This window comes from Hydrogenophaga sp. LT287 (assembly GCF_055702805.1).
Genome location: NZ_JBVPZC010000010.1, coordinates 18734 through 38996, shown reverse-complemented (window position 1 = coordinate 38996; position 20263 = coordinate 18734). Strand labels below are relative to the sequence as shown.

At 66.7% G+C, this 20263-nt stretch carries 20 protein-coding genes and 1 pseudogene; 8 read left to right on the top strand and 13 right to left on the bottom strand.

From position 1 onward, the window contains the following. Positions 1–4: 4 nt before the first annotated feature. Positions 5–859, bottom strand: coding sequence for a ChaN family lipoprotein (locus AC0GNR_RS09915; RefSeq protein ID WP_472900793.1), 855 nt, complete (start codon positions 857–859; stop codon positions 5–7). A 103-nt stretch (positions 860–962) separates the two neighbouring features. Between AC0GNR_RS09915 and AC0GNR_RS09910 the strand changes: the two genes are divergently transcribed. Next, complete coding sequence (locus AC0GNR_RS09910; protein WP_472900874.1) at positions 963–2000, top strand: AbrB family transcriptional regulator; 1038 nt, start codon at positions 963–965, stop codon at positions 1998–2000. A gap of 153 nt (positions 2001–2153) precedes the next feature. Here AC0GNR_RS09910 and AC0GNR_RS09905 read toward each other — a convergent pair whose 3' ends face one another. From AC0GNR_RS09905 to AC0GNR_RS09895, 3 genes are all read right to left on the bottom strand, one after another. Then, the gene (locus AC0GNR_RS09905; protein WP_472900792.1) at positions 2154–2438 is read right to left on the bottom strand and encodes a BTH_I0359 family protein; all 285 of its coding nucleotides are present in this window, start codon (positions 2436–2438) and stop codon (positions 2154–2156) included. A gap of 152 nt (positions 2439–2590) precedes the next feature. Continuing rightward, entirely contained in the window at positions 2591–3850 is a 1260-nt protein-coding gene (locus AC0GNR_RS09900) for a DUF3108 domain-containing protein (RefSeq protein WP_472900791.1), read from the bottom strand. A 6-nt stretch (positions 3851–3856) separates the two neighbouring features. Then, entirely contained in the window at positions 3857–4744 is an 888-nt protein-coding gene (locus AC0GNR_RS09895; protein ID WP_472900790.1) for an IclR family transcriptional regulator, read from the bottom strand. A 164-nt stretch (positions 4745–4908) separates the two neighbouring features. Between AC0GNR_RS09895 and AC0GNR_RS09890 the strand changes: the two genes are divergently transcribed. Beyond that, entirely contained in the window at positions 4909–5919 is a 1011-nt protein-coding gene (locus AC0GNR_RS09890; RefSeq protein WP_472900789.1) for a fumarylacetoacetate hydrolase family protein, read from the top strand. Positions 5920–5957: 38 nt separating this feature from the next. Here the strand turns inward: AC0GNR_RS09890 and AC0GNR_RS09885 are convergent, their stop codons facing one another. Together AC0GNR_RS09885 and AC0GNR_RS09880 are read right to left on the bottom strand one after the other, a co-directional pair. Further along, positions 5958–7133 carry an ABC transporter substrate-binding protein gene (locus AC0GNR_RS09885; RefSeq protein WP_472900788.1) on the bottom strand — a complete coding sequence of 392 codons (1176 nt, stop codon included), beginning with the start codon at positions 7131–7133 and terminating at the stop codon, positions 5958–5960. Positions 7134–7358: 225 nt separating this feature from the next. Then, the gene (locus AC0GNR_RS09880; protein WP_472900787.1) at positions 7359–7802 is read right to left on the bottom strand and encodes a VOC family protein; all 444 of its coding nucleotides are present in this window, start codon (positions 7800–7802) and stop codon (positions 7359–7361) included. A 320-nt stretch (positions 7803–8122) separates the two neighbouring features. Between AC0GNR_RS09880 and AC0GNR_RS09875 the strand changes: the two genes are divergently transcribed. Beyond that, entirely contained in the window at positions 8123–8956 is an 834-nt protein-coding gene (locus AC0GNR_RS09875) for a CAP domain-containing protein (protein WP_472900786.1), read from the top strand. Between the two features lie 58 nt (positions 8957–9014). On the opposite strand, the gene AC0GNR_RS09870 is transcribed toward AC0GNR_RS09875, so the two are convergent. Both AC0GNR_RS09870 and AC0GNR_RS09865 read right to left on the bottom strand, forming a co-directional pair. Further along, positions 9015–9464, bottom strand: a complete 450-nt coding sequence (locus AC0GNR_RS09870; RefSeq protein ID WP_472900785.1) for a hypothetical protein — start codon at positions 9462–9464, stop codon at positions 9015–9017. Positions 9465–9492: 28 nt separating this feature from the next. Next, on the bottom strand, positions 9493–9879 hold the full coding sequence (locus AC0GNR_RS09865; RefSeq protein ID WP_472900784.1) for a TraR/DksA family transcriptional regulator: 387 nt from the start codon (positions 9877–9879) through the stop codon (positions 9493–9495). 299 nt (positions 9880–10178) lie between these two features. Between AC0GNR_RS09865 and AC0GNR_RS09860 the strand changes: the two genes are divergently transcribed. The 3 genes from AC0GNR_RS09860 to AC0GNR_RS09850 are packed head-to-tail and all read left to right on the top strand — an operon-like array spanning position 10179 to position 13555. Then, positions 10179–11024, top strand: coding sequence for an enoyl-CoA hydratase/isomerase family protein (locus AC0GNR_RS09860; protein WP_472900873.1), 846 nt, complete (start codon positions 10179–10181; stop codon positions 11022–11024). A 49-nt stretch (positions 11025–11073) separates the two neighbouring features. Further along, positions 11074–12225, top strand: coding sequence for a PhaM family polyhydroxyalkanoate granule multifunctional regulatory protein (locus AC0GNR_RS09855; RefSeq protein ID WP_472900783.1), 1152 nt, complete (start codon positions 11074–11076; stop codon positions 12223–12225). A gap of 40 nt (positions 12226–12265) precedes the next feature. Continuing rightward, positions 12266–13555 (top strand): FIST signal transduction protein, encoded by a 1290-nt coding sequence (locus AC0GNR_RS09850; RefSeq protein ID WP_472900782.1) that lies wholly within the window; start codon positions 12266–12268, stop codon positions 13553–13555. A 120-nt stretch (positions 13556–13675) separates the two neighbouring features. Here AC0GNR_RS09850 and AC0GNR_RS09845 read toward each other — a convergent pair whose 3' ends face one another. The 4 genes and pseudogenes from AC0GNR_RS09845 to tgt all read right to left on the bottom strand — a co-directional run. Further along, positions 13676–14947 (bottom strand): MFS transporter, encoded by a 1272-nt coding sequence (locus AC0GNR_RS09845; RefSeq protein ID WP_472900781.1) that lies wholly within the window; start codon positions 14945–14947, stop codon positions 13676–13678. After that, positions 14944–15789, bottom strand: coding sequence for a ProQ/FINO family protein (locus AC0GNR_RS09840; protein ID WP_472900780.1), 846 nt, complete (start codon positions 15787–15789; stop codon positions 14944–14946). The genes AC0GNR_RS09845 and AC0GNR_RS09840 overlap by 4 nt, the downstream gene beginning before the upstream one ends. 294 nt (positions 15790–16083) lie before the next feature. Beyond that, the gene (locus AC0GNR_RS09835) at positions 16084–17280 is read right to left on the bottom strand and encodes an MFS transporter (RefSeq protein ID WP_472900779.1); all 1197 of its coding nucleotides are present in this window, start codon (positions 17278–17280) and stop codon (positions 16084–16086) included. A gap of 59 nt (positions 17281–17339) precedes the next feature. Continuing rightward, positions 17340–18551: pseudogene (gene tgt, locus AC0GNR_RS09830) on the bottom strand (tRNA guanosine(34) transglycosylase Tgt); the annotation flags it as partial. Positions 18552–18766: 215 nt separating this feature from the next. Between tgt and AC0GNR_RS09825 the strand changes: the two are divergent. Continuing rightward, on the top strand, positions 18767–19210 hold the full coding sequence (locus AC0GNR_RS09825) for a c-type cytochrome (protein WP_472900778.1): 444 nt from the start codon (positions 18767–18769) through the stop codon (positions 19208–19210). 15 nt (positions 19211–19225) lie between these two features. On the opposite strand, the gene AC0GNR_RS09820 is transcribed toward AC0GNR_RS09825, so the two are convergent. After that, on the bottom strand, positions 19226–19636 hold the full coding sequence (locus tag AC0GNR_RS09820) for a c-type cytochrome (RefSeq protein ID WP_472900777.1): 411 nt from the start codon (positions 19634–19636) through the stop codon (positions 19226–19228). Positions 19637–19746: 110 nt separating this feature from the next. Between AC0GNR_RS09820 and AC0GNR_RS09815 the strand changes: the two genes are divergently transcribed. Next, entirely contained in the window at positions 19747–20214 is a 468-nt protein-coding gene (locus AC0GNR_RS09815) for an outer membrane lipoprotein (protein WP_472900776.1), read from the top strand. Positions 20215–20263: the final 49 nt, after the last annotated feature.

Sequence of the window (20263 nt, the reverse complement as noted above, 5' to 3'; positions counted from 1 at the left end):
GCTTTCAGCGCCCCATTTGCGTCTTCATCTCGGCGCAGTGGTCGGTGGGTGGGCGCGGGGGCGTGGTCCACACCGTGTCGGCGTGGTTACCGGGTTCGCTCGCGGGGTTGGACCCGGCTTGCGCCATCACCACATGGTGGTCCACGCCTGCAGGCAGGTGCTGGGGCACGCCGAGGTCGCGTCGCACATGGCCATTGCCGGCCACCAACAGCACCGTTTTGCCTGGCTGCAGCGCGGCCACCGCCACTTGGGCCAGGCTGCGGTCGCGGGCGATCTGGATGCGGGTCATGGGCGCAATCTGGCGTTCGGGCAGTAGGTGGCAATGCCCTTCGCGGATGTTGCTTTGCTGCTGCACGAGGGCCTCTGGCGCCAGCCGCTGGTCCAGCGTGCTGTCGCCTATGGCGGTGCGCATGTTGGCACGCGGCAGGTTGCCACCCAGCACCGGCACACCCGCCGCCACCGCCGCCATCACCACTGGGCCGTACACCGCCCAGGGCCAGCCGCTGTTGGCTTCGCCGCTCCAGTGCAGAGCCTGGCGCACCTCGGTTTCGGTGGCGCTGGGGGACAGATCGGTGGTCTGGCGGCCTTGCTCCAGCATTTCCATCACCACGGCGGCCAGCTGGCCGCGCTGGCTCAGCAGCGCCACGGTTTCACGCTGCAGGGCCTGGTGCTCGGGCGCGTCGTGTTGCTCACCCAGCAGCAGCAGGGGCGCCGCCGGTAGCCGCTGGACCTGTGCAGAAAAGCCCGAGGTTTCGCCGCCAGGGCGGCTGGTGGTGGTGCAGCCCACGAGCGCAGCGCCGAGCAGGATGCCGATGGCGATCTTTTTGCAGGGCTGTGTGACAGCGCGTCGACAGTTCATGCGGGGATACTACGCGGCCCGCTTTGAACGGCGGTCGCCCTGTTTCAAAACCCGAGTGCCGCCCTTGTTTCCTCACCCGCCCACATCCTGGCGCCGCGTGGCCCTGACCCTGCTGCTTGCCTACGCGTCGGCACGTCTGTGTGTCTGGCTGCAAACCCCAATCCCCTGGATGATCGGCCCGCTGGTGGCGACTTCGCTGGTGTCGGTGCTGGGCGCTCGCACCGAAAGCTGGGTGCCGTTTCGCAACGCGGGGCAGTGGGTCATTGGGGCCGCTTTGGGGCTGTATTTCACGCCTGCCGTGGGCGCCCTGGTGGCGGGCCTTTGGTGGGCGATTGCGCTGGGTATTGCCTGGGCGCTGGCGCTGGGGTTGGGTTTTGGCGCCTGGCTGCGCCACCAGCACGGCGAGCACCTGTCGTCGCTCACCCCGGCCCAGCTGCGCAGCACCACCTACTTTGCGGCTGCCATTGGCGGTGCTTCTGAAATGACGTTGATCGCCGAGCGCCACGGTGCCCGCACCGACTTGGTGGCCGCAGCCCACAGCCTGCGGGTGCTGATGGTTACGCTGACGATTCCGTTTGCCCTGCAATTTTGGGGCGTGCAGGGCATTGACCGCTTGCCCGATGCGCTGCGTGAAGTGCATGCGCAGGGCTTGCTCTGGCTGGCGGGGCTGACGCTGGCGGGTGCGCTGCTGATGCGGCACCTGGGCCGCGCCAACCCCTGGTTCATGGGGGCTTTGCTGGTCACCATGGGCATCACCTTGTCGGGTGCGGCGTTGACGGCCATCCCCGTTGGCTTGACCAACGCGGCCCAGCTGGTGATCGGGGTGAGCCTGGGGGTTCGCTTCACGCCCGCTTTTGTGCACACCGCGCCGCGCTGGATGGCTTCGGTGGCGCTGGCCAGCGGGGTGATGATGGGTTTGTGTGCGGTCTTTGCCTGGGTGCTTGCTGCCCTGACCGGACTGCATCCCGCGACCTTGGTGCTGGGCACATCGCCCGGCGGTATTGCTGAAATGGCCATCACCGCCAAGGTGCTGCAACTGGGCGTGCCCGTGGTCACCGCTTTTCAGGTGTGCCGGCTGGTGGCGGTGCTGGTACTGGCCGAGCCGGTGTTCCTGTGGCTGCAGGCGAAAAGAGCCACCTGAAAAAACGAAGCCCGGCAAGTGCCGGGCGAGCGGGAGATGCAACGGGGGCGCGACGGGTGGTTGAACCGAGGGCGCCGTGGAGCTGGCCTTGTCAAGCCGCCAGCGCAGCCCTCTGGGGGTGACGCGTCCTTGGGCGCGGCGCGGGGGGAGCGTCTAGTGCATGACCACCGGCATCTGCGCCAGCGAAGCGTAGCCTTCCAGCGTGTCTTCCACCTCTTCTTGCGAAGGGGTGCTTTGCTGCCAGGCGGTGATCTGGATCTGGAACATTTCTGCCCAGGAGCCGTCGAGGTACACCTCTTTGCCCGAGCGTTTGTCCACGATTTCAAAACCGTGGCGGGGAATCTGGGGACCGTCAGTAATGACGTTGTCACCGTCGGTGGGCGCGTTGGCCAGGATGTGGACCACGGCAAAGGCATCCGAGTCGTAAAGCATGTGCATGACTGAAATATCCTTCTAAGAGAGAAACCTGTGTTCCTGATGACCTTATATCGGCAATCGGTCGCCGATATGGAGTTCAGACTGCCTTTTAAGTGGATACGTTCCGGGTGGTTTCAAGATGCGTGTCATTTTTGGCACAGCGGGCCGCAGTTTCAGGGCATCTGGCTGAGCTGCTGGTCCACGCGGTCACCGCTGTCTTGTGTGATGCGGATGCGCACCGGCAGGTAAGCCAGTGTGGGGGCCAGCCAGATGTCGATGCGGCTGTCGCGGGGCTCGCGCGGCTCGCGCACCAGCCGGCGGGCTGGCAGGTTGCCGGCCGGCAGCGCCAGAGTCTCCTCCTCGCCGACCCGAAAGCGCCATGTTTCAGCGTCGCTGGTGCCCGCCACCTGCAGGCTGATCAGCTGCCCGGCGGGGTACGCGGCGGGCTGGGCGTTGAGCAGGCCCGCCAGCTGCATGAACAGGCTGAGGCGGTCCTGGGCACCCGGCTGCAGGGCGGCTTCGGGCCGGTTGTTGCTGAAACGGATGGTTTGCTGGGCGTGGTCGAAATGGGCGGCGCGCTCGCTGCGGCTTTTGTCAGAAAAGCGGTCAGGCAGCAGACCGCTGGCTTCCACGCGCCCGGCGCTGGTTTGCACCCGGCTGCCGAGCAAGGGCACGCGCAATTCCATGCGGGCACCGTAGCGGCCGTCGGCCAGGGTCCAGGTCAGCGCGCCGCTGGCGCTGTAATTCAGGCCTTTGATGGTGCCCGACACGTCGTACGCCAGTTGCGTGCTGGCGGGCAGGCTCGCCGGCGGGAGGTTTTCACCGCGCACCGCTGCGGTTTCGGGTGGCACGGGTGGGGCGCTCGCGTCTGAGGGCTGGGGCAGAGCTTGCGGTCCTGGGTCGGTTTCGGGTGCAGCCTTGGCCAGAACCTCCGCTGTGGGTGCTGCCTCAGCGCGTTCCGGCTCGGGCTGCGGTGCGCTGCCAGCGGCGGGCTCTTCAACCCGAACCGCCTGGGCGGCGTCCGGGGTTTCATCGAGGGGGGCGATAGCGATCACTGCGTCCACTGGGCGCTGCGGTCGCGGGGGCGGCGCAGCCGGCAGCGGCTTTGCGGCGGGTGTTGGCTTTTCTGCGGGCCGGGGCTTGGCGACGGGAGCTGTCGGTGCGGGAGCCGCAACGATCCAGCGCACCGTGCTGACGGTGGCGCGCGGTGGTGCTGCGGCCGCAGGCGGTGGCGATAGCGGTGTTGCCGCTTGCGTGGAGTCGTGCGCCTCGGGCGCGCTCAGGGAAGTGGTGGTGCCGTTGGGCCAGGGTTCGGCCAGTGGCGTCCAGCCACCCGACAACAGCAGCAGGTGCAGGCCAAGCACCGCGGCGCCCAGCAGGGCCAAGGTGGTCCAGCGTGGTGTGGCGGTGGTGCGTGGGGGTGGCTGGCTCACGGGGTGTCAGGTCTGGGGCTGGTGCCCCAGGTCGGCGCTGAGCTGGCGGGCGCAGCGCAGCAAGGCCTGGGCCGGCGCACCGTCCCATTGGGTGTCGAGCGTGGCCACCGAGCCCAGCACCACCAGGCCCAGCGCCAGACGCCCCTGCGCGTCGTACACCGGGGCGCAAAAGCCACCCACGCCCGGTACCAGGCTGTGCACCACGCGCGCCAGCCCTTGCTGGCGGGTCTCGTTCAGCATGGCCTGCACGGCCTGCTGCGACTGCGGCACGTCCAGCAGCGGCATCGCGTTGTTGGGCAGCTTTTTCAGGCGGGCCAGTTCGTCGCGGATCATGGGCGCAATGCGCTCGGCGTCGCGCCCCTCGGTGCCCATAAAGGTGGCAAAACAGCGGCCGGTGGCCGAGGTCAGCAGCGGCATCACGTCGCCCAGGCGCAGCGTCACGGGCACGGTTTGTGGCGCTTCGGCCCAGTGCACCATGGTGGGCCCTTGGTTGCCCCACACCGCAATGGCCAGCGTGTGGCCGGTTTCCAGCAGCAGCGCGGGCACGCGCTCGCGCGCCAGCTTCACGGCGTCGATGCGGCTCAGGCTGGCCAGGCCCAGGCGCAGCGCGGCTGGCCCCAGGTCGTAGCGGGTGCTCACCGGGTCTTGCATGACCAAGCCCATGCGCTGAAAGCTCACCAGGTAGCGGTGTGCTTTGGCCGCGCTCATGCCGGCCGCCGCAGCCAGGTCGCGCAGCATCAGCGCGCCGGGGGCGTTGGACAGCGCGTTCAGCAGCTCAAACCCGACCTCGACCGACTGGATGCCGGCCCGCAGGTGCTCGCCGTCTTCCGGGCTGTCGGTGGCCGTCGGTGTGTGGGGGGGGGTGTCGGCGCTGGAGGGCGTGGCTACGGGCATGGTGTTGGAAGATCGGTCAACGGTGGACAGGGCTTTGGTCTAAAATTCAAATTTTACGAATAGGTGAACTTGTTTCACTATTCGTAATTTTTTGCACGATGGTGCTGCTCAGGTTCCGGGGCTGCCATCATGGCCAATCAATGAAGCTTTAGCAGGAGACATGCATGAAACTCGCCACTTACAAAGACGGCTCGCGCGACGGACAACTGGTGGTGGTTTCCCGCGACCTCTCGACCGCGCATTATGCGACCGGCATCGCCAACAAGCTCCAGCAGGCGCTGGACGACTGGAATTTCATCAGCCCGCAGTTGCACGACCTGTACGTGACGCTCAATCAGGGCAAGGCGCGCCATGCGTTCCCGTTTGACCCGGCCATGTGCATGGCGCCGCTGCCGCGCGCTTACCAGTGGGCCGACGGTTCGGCTTACATCAACCATGTGGAGCTGGTGCGCGCAGCCCGCAACAGCGAGGTGCCCACGTCGTTTTACGCCGACCCGCTGATGTACCAGGGTGGCAGCGACGACTTCATGGGCCCCTGCGACGACGTGGTGGTGCCCAGCGAAGACTTCGGCATCGACTTCGAGGCCGAAATTGCCGTGGTGACGGGCGACGTGCCCATGGGTGCCACGCCTGCTCAGGCGCTGGATGGCGTTCGCTTGCTGATGCTGGTCAACGACGTGTCGTTGCGCAACCTGATTCCAGCCGAGCTGGCCAAGGGTTTTGGTTTCTTCCAGAGCAAGCCGGCCAGCGCCTTCAGTCCGGTGGCGGTCACGCCCGACGAGCTGGGTGACGCCTGGCAGGGCGGGCGCGTGCACCTCACGCTGCAAAGCACCTGGAACGGCCGCAAGGTGGGCATGTGCGAGGCCGGCCCTGAAATGACCTTCCATTTCGGCCAACTCATTGCCCACATCACCAAGACGCGCAACGTGCGCGCCGGCTCCATCGTGGGCAGCGGCACCGTGAGCAACAAGGCGGTTGAAGTGGACGGCCGCAAAGAGTGGCCCAAGGGCTACAGCTGCATCGCTGAGAAGCGCGCCATTGAAACCATTCTGGACGGCCAGCCGTCCACCGCGTTCATGAAATTTGGCGACACCATCCGCATTGAGATGAAGGGCAAAGACGGGCAGACCATCTTTGGTGCCATTGATCAGACCATCGCGCCGCTGGAAGCCTGATAGGCTGAGCGATTGACCGGGTGCGGCCGGGCGGCGCTTCAGGTGCGCACGCGGCCGTCGCCCGTCAGCATGGACAGCTCCACAAACTTCGACGCCACGTGGTTGCTGGGGCTGAACGACACGTTGAAGCCGCCAATGGAATAGTCGCGGATGCTTTCCAGTCCGCCAATCAGGCTGTCGCGCGTCAGGCGCCCGCTGGCTCGGCGCATGCCTTCGGCAAACAACTTGGCCGCCATGAAGCCTTCCATGCTGGAAAAGTTGGCCTGCACTTTGCTGCCGCCTTGCGCAATGGCCGCCAGAAACTCGCGGGTGATGGGGCGCGAGGTGCTGTAGGGCGTGGGCACCACCTGTGAAACGGCCACGCCCGCGCCCTCTTTGCCCAGGGCGTCGGCCAGGGCCTGTGTGCCCACAAAAGACACGTTGTAAAACGTGCCACCGTAGCCCGCGGCCCGTGCCGCCCGGATGTAGGCCGCGCACGAGGTGTAAGCGCTGATCTGCACCACGGCATCGGGCTTCGCCGCGTTGAGTGTGCTCACCGCCTGCGCCACGTCCACCGAATTGCGCTCTACCGTGGCCACCGCCACAGGCTTGAGCTGCATCGCATTCAGCGCCAGCGTGACGCCGTCGAGACCGGCTTTGCCGTAGGCGTCGTTTTGGTGAAACACCGCGATTTTCTTGAGCCCCAAGTTGGTCAGCTGCTTGACGATCAGGGCGGTCTCGTCGTTGTACGAAGCCCGCATGTGAAACGCCATGCGGTTGAAGGGCTGGCGCAAGCCCATGGCACCGGTGAAGGGGGCAAAAAACGGGGTTTGCGCCTGGGTGGCCAGCGGCAGGGCGGCCACGCTGGTGGGCGTGCCGATGTAGCCAAACAGGGCGAAAACGTCGTCGTCCAGCAGCTTGCGGGTGTTGGCTGCGCAGCGATCGGGCTCGTAGCCATCGTCCAGCGTGCTGATGTCCACCAGGGTCTGGTTCACACCGCCCTTGGCGTTGAGCTGGTCAAAGAACAGCTTGGCACCGGCATGGAACTGAATACCCAGCTGCGCCGCGGGCCCGCTGAAGGCGGCCGACTGCCCCAGCACCAGGCGGTTGGCTGGCTGCGCTCTCAGCGCCGGGGCGCCCAAGACCGCCGCACCGGCAGCCCAGGTGGTGAACTGGCGGCGCGAAAGACCGCGGGCCGGTGCGGGTTGAGAGGACGGCGTGGACAAGCTTGGCATAGGGGGCACAAAAAACGGCAGGGCCGGTAGGTTTCGAATGTGTCTTGCGCCCTGATTCTGGTGCAGCCCGTGCGCGGCGCGGCGCCGTTGGGTTCGCCGATGCGACCGTTGGTAGCGTTGGAACCGTTGGATGGAGGCTGCTGAATGTGAGTTGGCGCACACATCACACCTATTTTCTGAGCGCCGGCGGCACAACCTTCGGCGTCAGCAGCATGCCCTGTGGTGTCAGATGTCAAACACCCCGTCGAGCGACGCGAAGCCCTTGACTTCGATCGGGTTGCCGAACGGGTCGCAGAAAAACATCGTCGATTGTTCGCCGGGTTGCCCCGCAAAGCGCAGTTGCGGCGGCAGCACAAAGTCGACGCCAGCGGCTTGCAGCCGCTTAGCCAGTGCCTGCCAGGCCGGCAGCAACATCACCAGGCCGAAATGCGGCATGGGCACCAGGTGGTCGCCCACCCGGCCTGTGCGGCTGGTCTTGAACGGCTCGCCCAGGTGCAGCGAAATCTGGTGGCTGAAGAAGTCAAAGTCGACCCAGGTGTCGGTGCTGCGTCCTTCGGTGCAACCCAGCACACCGCCGTAAAAGCGGCGCGCCTCGTCGAGGTCGGTCACATGAAAGGCAAAGTGAAACAGGCTGCGGGCGGGCAGGGTGGTGGGCGGGCTTGTGCTCATGTGCGCAGCATAGCAAAGCCGATACGCAAAGGGCATGCGCTGCGGCGGTTCGCGGCTTCGTCAGGTCGATCGGGTTGCGCTGCGTCAAAGAAAGAACTGCTTGGGGGAAAGGGGCTATTTCGGGGCTTATAGATCAGGCCCAGTGAAGTCTAAAGTCCGTTCGGGTTGAGCTTGTCGAAACCTTCCTCAGACATGGCACGAGCCCTTCGACAGGCTCAGGGCGAACGGTTGATACTTCATAGGGCCGAATCAATAGGTTGGTGCGGGGGGATGCCGATACATCTGACAAGGAAGCCAGTCCGGCTTTCACGGAGTGCCCGATGAAAACACGCCTAACCGCTTTGTCGTCTTTTGCGCGCTGGGCTGTGGCCAGTGCGGTGTTGGCGGTGCTGACCGCCTGTGGCGGTGGATCGGACGGTGCCGACGCCGAGCGGGAATATCCCGCGGCCGCTCCCGCATCTCTTGCGGGTCCGGTGGCTGGTCATGTTGATCGACTCCAGGAGATCCGCGCGCGCATCGGCCTGCCACCGATGAGCTGGGATGGCCTGCTCGCACGAGCAGCCCAGAACCATGCCAACTACCTGACCCAGCACGGGGTCGTTGGCCACGCCGAAGACCCCGCCCTCGCCGGTTTCACGGGTGCCGGCTACTGGGAGCGGGCCAACCACGTGGGCTACCCGCACGCCATGGGCGAAACCATCATCCACGGCAACGCGACCACCTACGAAGAAGGGCGCAGCTACCTTGATGCATTGCTGTATTCACCTGGGCATCGCGCGTATCTGCTCGCGTCGGACCTGGACGAGTTCGGTGTGGGTGGCACACCACTCACCACGGTACTGGGGCGTTCAGGGGGCTACATGCGTCGCGTCGCCGCGACCTTTCCTTACGACGGCCAGGAGGCGGTGTACACCTCGGTGACCCTTTCCGTTTCTGGTTCGCTGGCAGGCCGGGTGATGGTGACCAGCTTCGATCTGCGCGAGCGGGCCACGGGCGCCGTTGTGGCCGTTGAGCCCTGGAAAAGCGAGGGTACCGGTGCTGTGCTGTTCAAGCCAGTCCAGCCGCTGGGGTTCGGCACCTGGTACGAATTTACCCTCACGGGCTCGGTAGACGGCATGGCGGTCCAGAAAACGGTGGCGTTCAAGACCCAGTGAGTTGAGGCAACCCTGAACAAGGCCCGCACGCACTTGCGGGGACTTGTTCAGCATCGTCTCAGCGCTGCGAAGGGTCTGCGGTGGTCTGGTCGTACTTCAGAAAATACTGGCGGGCCATAGCCACCAGCTGTCCGTCGCTCGGGTGGTCGCTGGTCACCACGTCCACGATGGCTTTGTCCACCGCCGGGTCGTGCCGGTGGCAGTGGGCCCGAAACTCGGTTTTGGCCTGGGCCGGGCCGGTCACCAGAATCTCATGCACCCCGGTCAATGCCTCGGCCACCTCGTGATAGAACGCATCGTCTACCGTGGCGTGGCCACCCTGGGGCGTGTGGCTGCCGCTGGCGGCCGGGCCCCGGCCGTGCTTGAGCTGGTGTGAACCCACATGCCCACCTTTGGCTTTGTGGTGGCTGCGCGATTTGATGCGTTGTGCTTCAACGTGTTCACGATCAAACATCACCACATGGGCTTCGCTGTGATCGATCCAGACAACGGCGTGAAAAGTGGTCAAAGGTTTCTCCGGTGGTTTTGAAAAAAAATTACATCGTGGCTGGGTGGGCACCGCCCTGGGCCTGCTCCAGCTTGCTCTGGCAGTCCACACAGCGCATGGCGGTGGGGTTGGCATGCAGGCGGGCCGTGGCAATGCCCACGCCGCAGTCCAGGCACAGGCCGTAGCTGCCATCGGCAATACGCTTCAATGCCGCGTCAATGGCCACCAGCTCAGCCGACTCGCGCTCGTCCAGCGCAAAGGCCAGATCGCGTTCGGAGCCGGCTTGCGCCCAGTCGTCGCTTTCGGTAGACCGCAGGTTGGCTGCGGCCTCTGCCCTGCCCACCGCACCGCCGCGCTGGGCGTGCAGTTGGGCCAAAGTCTCATGGCGCATTTGCTTCAATTGCTCGGCAAAACTGTCTGAAATGTTCTGGCTCATGGTCTGTCCTCGGGTGTCGAAACGCTTGCAGCAAATGGCTGCAAACCTCCCCAACATGATCCCCCCGCCCGCTGTGCGGGGTTTTGACGCACGTCAATGCGTGCCAGATCTGCGCGCGCGACACGTGCGGTAGCGAGGGCAAAGTGATCAAAAACCACCCTGAAAACAGTCGATGAAACCTTCTTCGATTGAGACGAAAATCAGGTGGTGTGTGCCGCACGACGACCAGCCGCTGGCTGGCCGCAGCGAGCAGACCCCTCACCCCAATGCCTTCAACAACAGGAGACCCCATGCAGACCGTGGACTACAGCCGCTACCAGACCCTTGCCATCACCCGCCGCGGCCCTTTGGTGGGCGGTATCCCGTCGGTGCTCGACATCCAGATGCGCGCCGACGGACCCGGCGGCAACGGCAAGTTACCCACCGCCGGCCACGAAGGGCATTGGGAACTGAGCGAGATCTGGCGCGACGTAGGCCGCGACGACAGCGTGCGCTGCGCCGTGCTGCGCGGCAGTGGCCTGGGCTTTTCAGGCGGCGGCGACCTGGCGCTGGTGCAAGACATGGCCACCGACTTTGATGTGCGCACCCGGGTGTGGAAAGAAGCGCGCGACCTGGTCTACAACGTGATCAACTGCGACAAACCCATCGTCAGCGCCATGCACGGCCCGGCCGTGGGCGCGGGTCTGGTGGCGGGTTTGCTGGCCGACATTTCGATTGCCGCCAAAAGCGCCAAGATTGTGGATGGGCACACCCGCCTGGGCGTGGCCGCCGGCGACCACGCGGCCATTGTCTGGCCGCTGCTGTGCGGCCTGGCCAAGGCCAAGTACTACCTCATGCTGTGCGACCCCATCAGCGGCGAAGAGGCCGAGCGCATTGGCCTCGTTTCGCTGGCGGTGGAAGACGACGCCCTTATCGACAAAGCCTTTGAAGTGGCCGACCGGCTGGCTAGCGGCAGCCAGACCGCGATCCGCTGGACCAAGTACTCGCTTAACAACTGGCTGCGCCAGGCTGGGCCGGCGTTTGACACCTCGCTGGCGCTGGAATTCATGGGTTTTGCCGGCCCCGATGTGCGCGAAGGTGTGGCATCCTTGCGAGAGCGCCGGGCACCCCGCTACGGCGTGGACAGCGACGGCAGCGCTGGGTAAGCCACTGGGCCGTGGGCCGGCCTTCAAAACAACTTCCAGGAGACAAGCCATGAGCGACGCATCGGGCAGTGGATTCGGCAAATTTGTGCCGGGCTTTGAGTTTCTGCAAAACCTGGCGGGCCAGGCGGCCGGTGGGGTGGCGCAGGGGCTCGGCCAGAGCATCCCGCAGTTGCCCAACCTGGGCAACTGGGTGGCGCCCACGTTCAGCGTGGAAGACCTGGAAAAGCGCATCGAGGAATTGAAGGCGGTGCATTTCTGGCTCGACCAGAATTCCAAGGCCCTGGCGGCCACCATCCAGGCGCTGGAGGTGCAAAAAATGACCCTGGCCACGCTGCAAAACATGAACTTCAGCATGGGCGATGTGGCCAATGCGCTGAAGGTGAAAGCTGCCGAAACCTTTGCGGGGTTTACTGGCGCCAGCCAGCCCCCGGCACCGGCCACCACCCAGTTTGCCGGCCTTGAAATTCCACCGCGCACCTATGGCACACCCGCGCCCGCGCAGCCGGAGGCTGACGCCGGCGATGATGCGGAAGACGAGGCTTACGAAGACGAACCCGAAGACGAGCCAGCGCCACCGCCGGGCAAGGACGCGTCGCGCAAGCCGCGCGGCAACGCGCCTGCGGGCGCCCCGGCCGGTGGCGTGGTAGACCCGATGCAGTGGTGGGGCGCCCTGTCGCAGCAGTTTCAGCACATCGCCACCAACGCCATGAAGGACGTGGCCAAACAAACCGCGCTGGACAGCACCCGCGAAGTGGCCAGCGGCCTGACCGAGCAAGCCGTTAAAACGGCCACCGGCATGGCCGGCAAAGTCACCCGGGGGCTCACCGACACGGTGGCACGCAACGTGGGTATGGCCGCCGGTGTGGGCAAGGCGGCTGCGCGCGCCGTGACACCCGGCAAGGCCACACCCCAACCACCTGCAAAGCCAGCCCCCCGGGCTGCAGCCAAGCCGCCGGCCAAGAAGGCGGCGGCGCGCAAGCCGGCAGCCACCCCAAAAGCGCGCGCTGCAGCCCAGCCCATGGCCCCGGGCGACTGGACCATGCCGAACGCGTTTTTCCAGGTGCCCGGCTTTTCGCTAGGCGGGGCCGAGACGCCGCAAAAGGCCAGTCCAAAGAAAAAAGCGTCAGCCCCAACGGCCAAGAAACCTGCTGCCAAAAAAGCCGCAGCCAAAAAATCGTCACCGCCCAGCCGGCGCCGCTGACACCACGGAACCCACCGGACCGTGGCGCGGTCGATCACCCATGAAACTCTTTCCTTACGCCCACGCAACCCACCCCCAATGGCGCATGGCCGCTGCGCTGGTGCTCGCGCAGTTGCGCGCCCAGATGGCGCTGCCCGACCACGCCCAGGCGCCGTCGCTGGCGCTGCTCTATATCACTGACCACTACGCCAGCGAGGCCGAGGCCATCTTGGCCCACCTGAGCGCTGAACTGCCTGAGGTGACCGACTGGACCGGCACTGTGGGCGTGGGTGTGGCGGCCAACAACGTGGAGTACTTCGACGAACCCGCCATGGCCGTGATGCTGTGTGACCTAAGCCCCGACCAGTACCGCGTGTTCAGTGGCGTGGCGCCGTTGGCGGCCAGTGGCCGCGTGGCGGGCCCCGACGGTTTTGTGGCCCACACCGCGCTGGTGCATGCCGACGGCAACACGCCCGAACTGGCCGAACTGATTGCCGAGGTGGCCGACCGCACCGCCAGCGGCTATGTGTTTGGCGGCCTGTCGGCCAGCCGCAGCAGTACGGTGCAATTTGCCTTCAGCAGCACCGGCAACCTGAGCGGCCAGGGCGCGGTCAGCGGTGTGTTTCATGGGGGCTTGAGTGGTGTGGCGTTTGGGCCGGCGGTGGGCATGGTGTCGCGCGTGACCCAGGGCGCGCAGCCGGTGGACCGCGAGCGCACCGTGACCGAAGCCGACGGCAATCTGGTGCTGACGCTGGATGGCGAGCCGGCGCTGGACGTGCTGTTGCGCGAGCTGGACATTTCGCTGGACCTGCCGGAGCTGGCCATGCCCCGCCTGCGCGCCACCTTGGTGGGCCTTACGCTGCCCACGGGCGATGCGGCAGATAGCGTGGCGGCGCCACGGCGCGGCCAGTTTGGGCCGGAGGTCATCGTGCGCCACCTGATTGGTCTGGATCCTGGCCGGCGCGGCGTGGCCATTGCCGACCTGGCGCCTGTGGGCACCCGCTTGGCGTTTTGCGAGCGCAACGTCCAGGCCGCCCGGGCCGACCTGACGCGGGTGTGCGCCGAGGTGCGCGAAGAACTGGAGCCGGAAGAGCTGAGCCTGTCCATGGCCACGGCGCTGGCCGCCTCAGAACCCGATGCCGCACCGCACCCGGCCCGGCGCATTGCCGGTGCGGTGTACGTGAGCTGTTCCGGGCGCGGAGGCCCGCACTTTGGCAGCCCCAGTGCCGAGCTGCAGATCGTGCGCCGTGCGCTGGGTGACGTGCCCTTGGTGGGGTTTTTCGCCGGTGGCGAAATCGCGCACCACCGGCTTTACGGTTACACCGGCGTGCTGACCGTGTTCACCATGTGAACAAGCTCCCCCCGCAGCGCTTCGCGCTACCCCCCCAGGGGGCGGCGCTGGCCGTTCGGCAGAGCCTGCCCGGCGGCGCCCTGGTAAAGGCCCTTCATGCGGCCCGACCGGGCGCTGGCATCAGACCAGGGCAGGCTTGAGCCTGGCACGACCCAGGCCGATCCCGCTGGCTCGGGCCCGCTTCAGCAAAAACAGCACGATGCCGATGTTGAGCAGGTTGAACCCAATGCCGTTGATGAACGCGGCCTGGTAAGAGCCGGTCAGGTCGAAGATGGCGCCCGACATCCAGCCGCCCAGCGCCATGCCAAACAGCGTGGCCATGAGCACCGTGCCCACGCGTGCGCCGGCCTGGGCGGGCGGGAAGTGCTCGCGCACGATCAGCGCGTAGCTCGGCACGATGCCGCCCTGGAACAGGCCGAACATCGCGGAGATGAGGTAGAGCGGCACCAGCCCGTCGAAGGGCAGAAACATCAGCAGTGCCACACCTTGCAGCACCGAACCCAGCAGCAGGGTGCGCAGGCCGCCAATGTGGTCTGAGATCCAGCCCGAGATGAGCCGACTCGCGATACCCATGCCCAGCATGACTGAGAGCATTTCGGCGCCACGCGCCGCGCCAAAGCCCAGGTCGGTGCAATACGCCACGATGTGCACCTGCGGCATCGACATGGCCACGCAGCACGACACGCCCGCCACACACAGCAGGGTTTGCAGCGTGCCCGGCGATAGCCCGAGCGGGCGATCACTGTGCGGGGTGGCTCCGGGTTGGTTGGGCGCAGCCGGCTCAGGCGCCGGCAGGTCGGGTGGGCTCCGGCGCAGCACCAGCGCCAGCGGCAACATCACCAGCAAGCAAAACACGCCGATGCCGGTGTAGGCCTGGCGCCAGCCGCCGTTGTCAATGAAATGCTGGATCACCGGCGGCCAGACGGCGCCCGCCAGGTAGTTGCCGCTCATGCAGATGGCCAGCGCGATGCCCCGGCGCCGGGTGAACCAGCGCGAGGTGTCGGCCACCAGCGGGGCAAACGTGGCCGAGGTGCCGAGCAGACCGATCAGGATGCCCTGCGCCAGGCTGAACTGCCACAGGGTCTGGGCTGCGCCTGCGGCAATGAAACCCAGCCCCAGACCCACCGCACCGCCAAGCACCGGCACCATCACGCCGAAGCGGTCTGAGAGCCGGCCCATGAGGATGCCGCCCAGCCCAAAGCCCACCATGGTCAGCGTATAGGGCAGCGAGGCGTCGCCGCGCGCGACATCAAAGTCGGCCTGTATGCGCGGCAGCACCACCGTGACCGAATACATGCCCGCGCCACCCAGCGTCATAAGCGCCAGCGACACCACCAGGCGAAACCACGCGTAAGGCGATTCGGCGGCGGCGGCGGGCGGGCTCGGGGTCATGGTGCCGGTGTGGCCGTCTCGGGTGCCGCGTCGGTGGCCTCGCTGGCGGCTGCTGCCGTGTCTTGGGCGGGGGCTGCAGCGTGGCGAGCCAGGCGTGCGCGGGCGCGCTCCAGCGTGCGGTTGGCGTCCAGCACATGCATGCCGTACATGTCGGCAAAGGCCTCCACGGTCTTGCCGCTGGCGTCAAAGGCGCGCAGCAGCGCCTCTTCGCGCGCGGCGCGGGTGGCGGCTTCGGTCAGTGCATCGTGGGTCAGTTGGTTCACTTCTTCGTCACGGCCGTGCACGCGCTGGGCGTACTCGTCGCGCGGCAGGCCCGAGGCTTCATAAGCCTGCAAGATGCGCTGGCGCAGCTTGGGGCGCAGGTCTTCGCGGCTGCGGGCGCCCCGGCGGCGAAACACCTCAATCAACGCGTGGTGCACTTGTTCGGGCGTCAGGTCTTCCACCGGCTGGCCGCTCAGGTCGTGGCGCTGCAGGCCCGAGGCGACCACCGTGAGGTAGCGCGTGGAGCGCGCGTGCAAACCCAGCGCAGCCTTCAGGCTTTCCTTGTCCAGCACGCCGGGGTGGGCGGCCAGCAGGTCTTCAAAAATACCGCGCTTGAGCGGCAGCAGCGTTTCGCCAAACAACACCGGCACCAGCGTGGCCAGCTGGTCCAGCACCGGGTGCTGGCGCGCGGGCGCTGGCCCAGCAGCACGTTCCGTGGCTGGGCGCTGGGGCCGGCGGCCTCGGTTGCTGCGCTGGCCGCGTGCGGGGCCGCCTGGTTGTGCCGCCCGGGGTTCGGTGGCGGCAGGGGCAGCGTTGTCGGGCGTGTCGTTGGCGGATGGGTTGTCAGCGGTGGCGTTCATGGATACGTGCGAAGCAGGAAAAAAGGGGCCCACGTTGGTTGGGCAAGCCCGACATCATGCCAGCGTTGTGCATCGGGCCGGTGTGCAAGCCATTCGGTGGCAGCAAGCCCATGCGCCACCAGCCGGGTGGAAGCCGCAGGCTCTTCCTCTGCGTGGTTTGAACCTGTTGATTTGGCCCGGTGAAGTCACACCCGTTCGTCTTGAGCTTGTCCGAGCGTTTCGACGGCCGCGCCTGAGCGAAAGTCAAGCCTTCACAAGGCCGAAGCAATAGGTTGAACGAGCCAACGCGGCCGATCATGTCGGCGCACGCCGTTCTTCGCGTACCAGCTGGCGCATGGCCCACAGCCCCAGCGCCGGGCCCAGCGCCAGCCAGGGCAGCAGCGCGCCCAGGCTCACGGTTTCGGCGAGCGAAACAAACAGCAAGATGCTGACGATGGACAGCGCAAAGCCCATGCTGTTGGTCAGCGTGAGCACGCTGCCCACCGCCTGCGGGGGCGCGTTGCGGGCGGTGAGGGTGGAAAACTGGGGTGAGTCGCCCGCCACGGTGATGCCCCACAGCACCAGCCAGCTGTAAAACAGCGGCGTGGGTGCGTCGATGACCCACGGCGTGGCCAGGCAGCACAGCCCGCTGATTGCCAGCTGGGTGCTGGCCACGCGCGCGCTGCCCCAGCGCAGCGCCACCCAGCCACCGCCAGCGCAGCCGATGGCGCCGGCGCCCAGCACCCAGAAGGCGGCCCACGACAGGTCGGTGCCCTGCAGCCGCGTGGCCAGCACCAGCGGCACCATGACCCAGACCGTGTACAGCTCCCACATGTGGCCAAAGTAGCCGAGCACCGAGGCGCGCACGCGGGCATCGGTCCAGACCGTGCCCAGCGCAAGCCACTGCAGCGTGGTCACGCGGGCATGGGCGTGGGGCGGGTCGCTGGTGCCCAAGAACAGCAGCAGCCCGCCCGCCGCCGCCAGCGCGGCCACCCCCAGCATGAGCGTGGGCCAGGGAAGGGCGCCGCTGAGGGCGCGCAGCGCGTGGGCGCTGGCCGAGCCGAGCACCAGCGCGCCGATGAGCAGGCCGAGCGCCGCACCCAGGCCGCTGCCGCCGGGCCGGTTGTACCACTGGGCGGCGATTTTCATGCCCACGGGGTAGATGCCCGCGAGGAAAACGCCGGTGAAAAAGCGCCAGGCCAGCAGCGCCTCGTAGTGCGTCACCGTAGCCCAGGCGCCCACGGTGCAGGCCGCACCCGCCAGTGCACAAAACAGGAAAACGCGGCGTGGGGCAAAGCGGTCGGCAATGGCGAGCAGGGCAAACACCAGCGTGCCCACAATGAAGCCGAACTGCAGGGCCGACGTGAGCGGGCCCACCGCGCTGGCGGGCCAGCCCAGCTCGCGCTGCAGGTCGGGCATGACCGCGTTGACCGCAAACCACAGCGAGGTGCCGGCGAATTGCGCCACGACCAGCACGGGCAGGATGTGGCGGGGAACGGTGGGGGCGGTCATGGCGCGCAGCTTAAACGGGCGCCTGGCTCAGAGCCTGCCGCGAAGGCGTCAGCCTCGCACACCCCGCGCGCGCGGTCGGTTTTGAATTGCGCCCGAAACGCGCCAAAGCGCCCGGCGTCCAGCGCTTCGCGCACCTCGCGCATGAGGTTCAGGTAGTAATGCAGGTTGTGGATGGTGGCCAGCATGGGGCCGAGCATCTCGCCGCAGCGGTCCAGGTGGTGCAGGTAGGCGCGGCTGAAGCCGTTGCGCCCGCCCGCGTCCCAGCTCACGCCGGTGCGCCCGGCGGGCGTGTCCACCGGGCGGCCCGCGCAGGCGTAGCAGGTGCAGGTGGTGTCCAGCGGCTGGTGGTCGGTCTTGTGGCGCGCGTTGCGGATCTTCAGGTCTCCATAGCGGGTGAACAGCGTGCCGTTGCGCGCGTTGCGGGTGGGCATGACGCAGTCGAACATGTCCACGCCGTCGGCCACGCCTTGCACCAGGTCTTCGGGCGTGCCCACGCCCATGAGGTAACGCGGCTTGTGCGCGGGCAGGCGGTGCGGCGTGTGCGCCATGATCTGCAGCATCTGCTCTTTCGGCTCGCCCACGCTCACGCCTCCCACGGCGTAGCCGGGAAAGTCCATTTCCACCAGCGCTTCCAGCGACTCCTGGCGCAGGTGCTCAAACATGCCGCCCTGCACGATGCCGAACAGCGCGTTGGGGTTTTCGAGCCGGGCGAATTCGTCTTGGGAGCGCACGGCCCAGCGCCGGCTCATCTCCATGCTCTTGCGCGCCTCGGCCTCGGTGGTGAGGTGGCCGTTGGTCTCAAAGGGCGTGCACTCGTCGAGCTGCATCACGATGTCGCTGTTGAGCCCGGTCTGGATCTGCATGCTCACCTCGGGCGACATGAACAGCTTGTCGCCATTGACGGGAGAAGCAAACGTCACACCTTCTTCGGTGATTTTGCGCATCGCGCCCAGGCTCCAGACCTGGAAACCGCCCGAGTCGGTGAGGATGGGTTTGTTCCATTTCTCGAAGCCGTGCAGGCCGCCGAAGCTTTTCATCACGTCTTGCCCGGGGCGCATCCAGAGGTGGAAAGTGTTGCCCAGGATGATCTGCGCGCCCATGTCTTCCAGGCTCGACGGCGCCACGCCTTTGACCGTGCCGTAGGTGCCCACGGGCATGAAGATGGGGGTTTCCACCACGCCGTGGTTGAGTGTGAGGCGGCCGCGGCGGGCATGGCTGCCCAGGTAGGCGCCTTCGGCGGTGTCCGTTTTCAGCAGGTCAAATTTCAGCATAGGGGGGCTCCAGGCAACGCGGCATTGTACGGACGGACCCCCACAGGCCTTTGGGGCACGACCGTTGCGGGTATTACCGGGTCGCGTTGAGCGCGGTCAATGGGGTGGGGGGATGCCGATCCTAGGATTTGCTTGCGGTAGGGGTTTTTTTGCGGGCGCAACCTCTACCCAAGGCGCATCAAGAAATTCCACGTTCAAACCCAAGGAGTCATCTCATGAGTCACCCCATCAAAAGCACCACCAGCCGCGCCGCGTTGCTGGTTATGGGCTTGGTATTCAGCGGTACGGCCGCCCTGGCGCAGCCTGCCGTGTACGACGCAGGCAAGCTGGAATACATGGACAACTGCGCCAGTTGCCATGGGGTGGACGGCAAGGGCAACGGCCCGCTGGGCAACCTGCTGCAGCGCAGCCCGCCCGACCTGACCTTGCTGGCCAAGAACAACCAAGGCGTGTTGCCGATGAACCGGCTGTACGAGGTGCTGGACGGCGCGAACGTGCCCAGCCACGGCACCCGCGACATGCCGGTGTGGGGCCGCGAATACCGCATAGAAGAGGCGCAGCGGCTGCGCGAAGCGCGGCGCCATTACGACGAGCCCGCGGTGGTGCGGGCGCGCATTTTGACGCTGCTGGAATACATCAGCCGCATTCAAGCGCGCTGACCGGCGCCCTGGTTTTTACCGGGGCGCGTCGAGAGCCAGGATCCAGGCCACCAAGCGGGCGGCGTCTGCTTCTGCAATGGCTGAGCGGTGGGACGGCATGAAAGGGCCGCTCACCTTGCCTTCCCAGTGGTTTTTGTAGGGGCTGGCGCCCGCGCTGGCGGGGCTGGAGCCGGTCATGACGGTGGCGGTGAGTTGCTGCTGAGCGCCTTTGACGCTTTTGTAGCGCGCCGCCACATCGCGCCAAGCCGGAGCCGTGGGCGCAGCACCGTTGAGGCCGGTGGCGCCCGGCTCCATGTGGTGGCAGGCCATGCAGCCGTGTGCATTGGCAATGCGCAGCGCGTCGTCGTCACCGGGCGCGGCCCAGACCGAGGGGGCAGCGCAGGCGGCGCTCAGGGCGGTGATGGCAGTCAAGAGCAAAGGTTTCATGAGGCGGTGTGGGTGAGGGCGTTTGAGGAAAACCGAGCGCTGTGTGGCCAGCCTAACCGCTGGCTGTTGACCGGACTTGATCCGGCGCAAATGAATTCAAGGAGCTTACCGTGCGCTATTGCAAAACGCTGAGGGCGGCAACCACGCTGGCCCTGGTGGCCGCCGTGTCGGCCTGTGCCAACTTTCCCGGGTCCACGGCCCCGCAACCCGCCGTCACCACCTACCCGGCCACGGTCGCCCAATGGGGGCGGGTCACCGGGGTTGAGCTGGTCAACACGCAGCCGGCTTCGTCGGGCATCGGGGCGGGCGCGGTGGTGGGTGGTTTGGTGGGGGGCTTGCTAGGGCACCAGATCGGTGGAGGCAGCGGGCAAGACATAGCCACTGTGGCCGGTGTCGTGGGCGGGGCGCTGATTGGCCACGCCATTGAAAAGAACCAGTGGCCAGCCACCGCGAGCCAGATCTACCGGGTGACCGTGCAGCAAGACAATGGCGCGGTGCGGACTTTCGATTACGCCACGCAACCCAATGTGCGCGTGGGCGATCGGGTTCGGGTGGAAAACAACCAGCTGTACCGCTGACCCGCGGGCCGGTGGGTCACGCCCAGCCGTGGCGGGGGCGTGTGCGGTT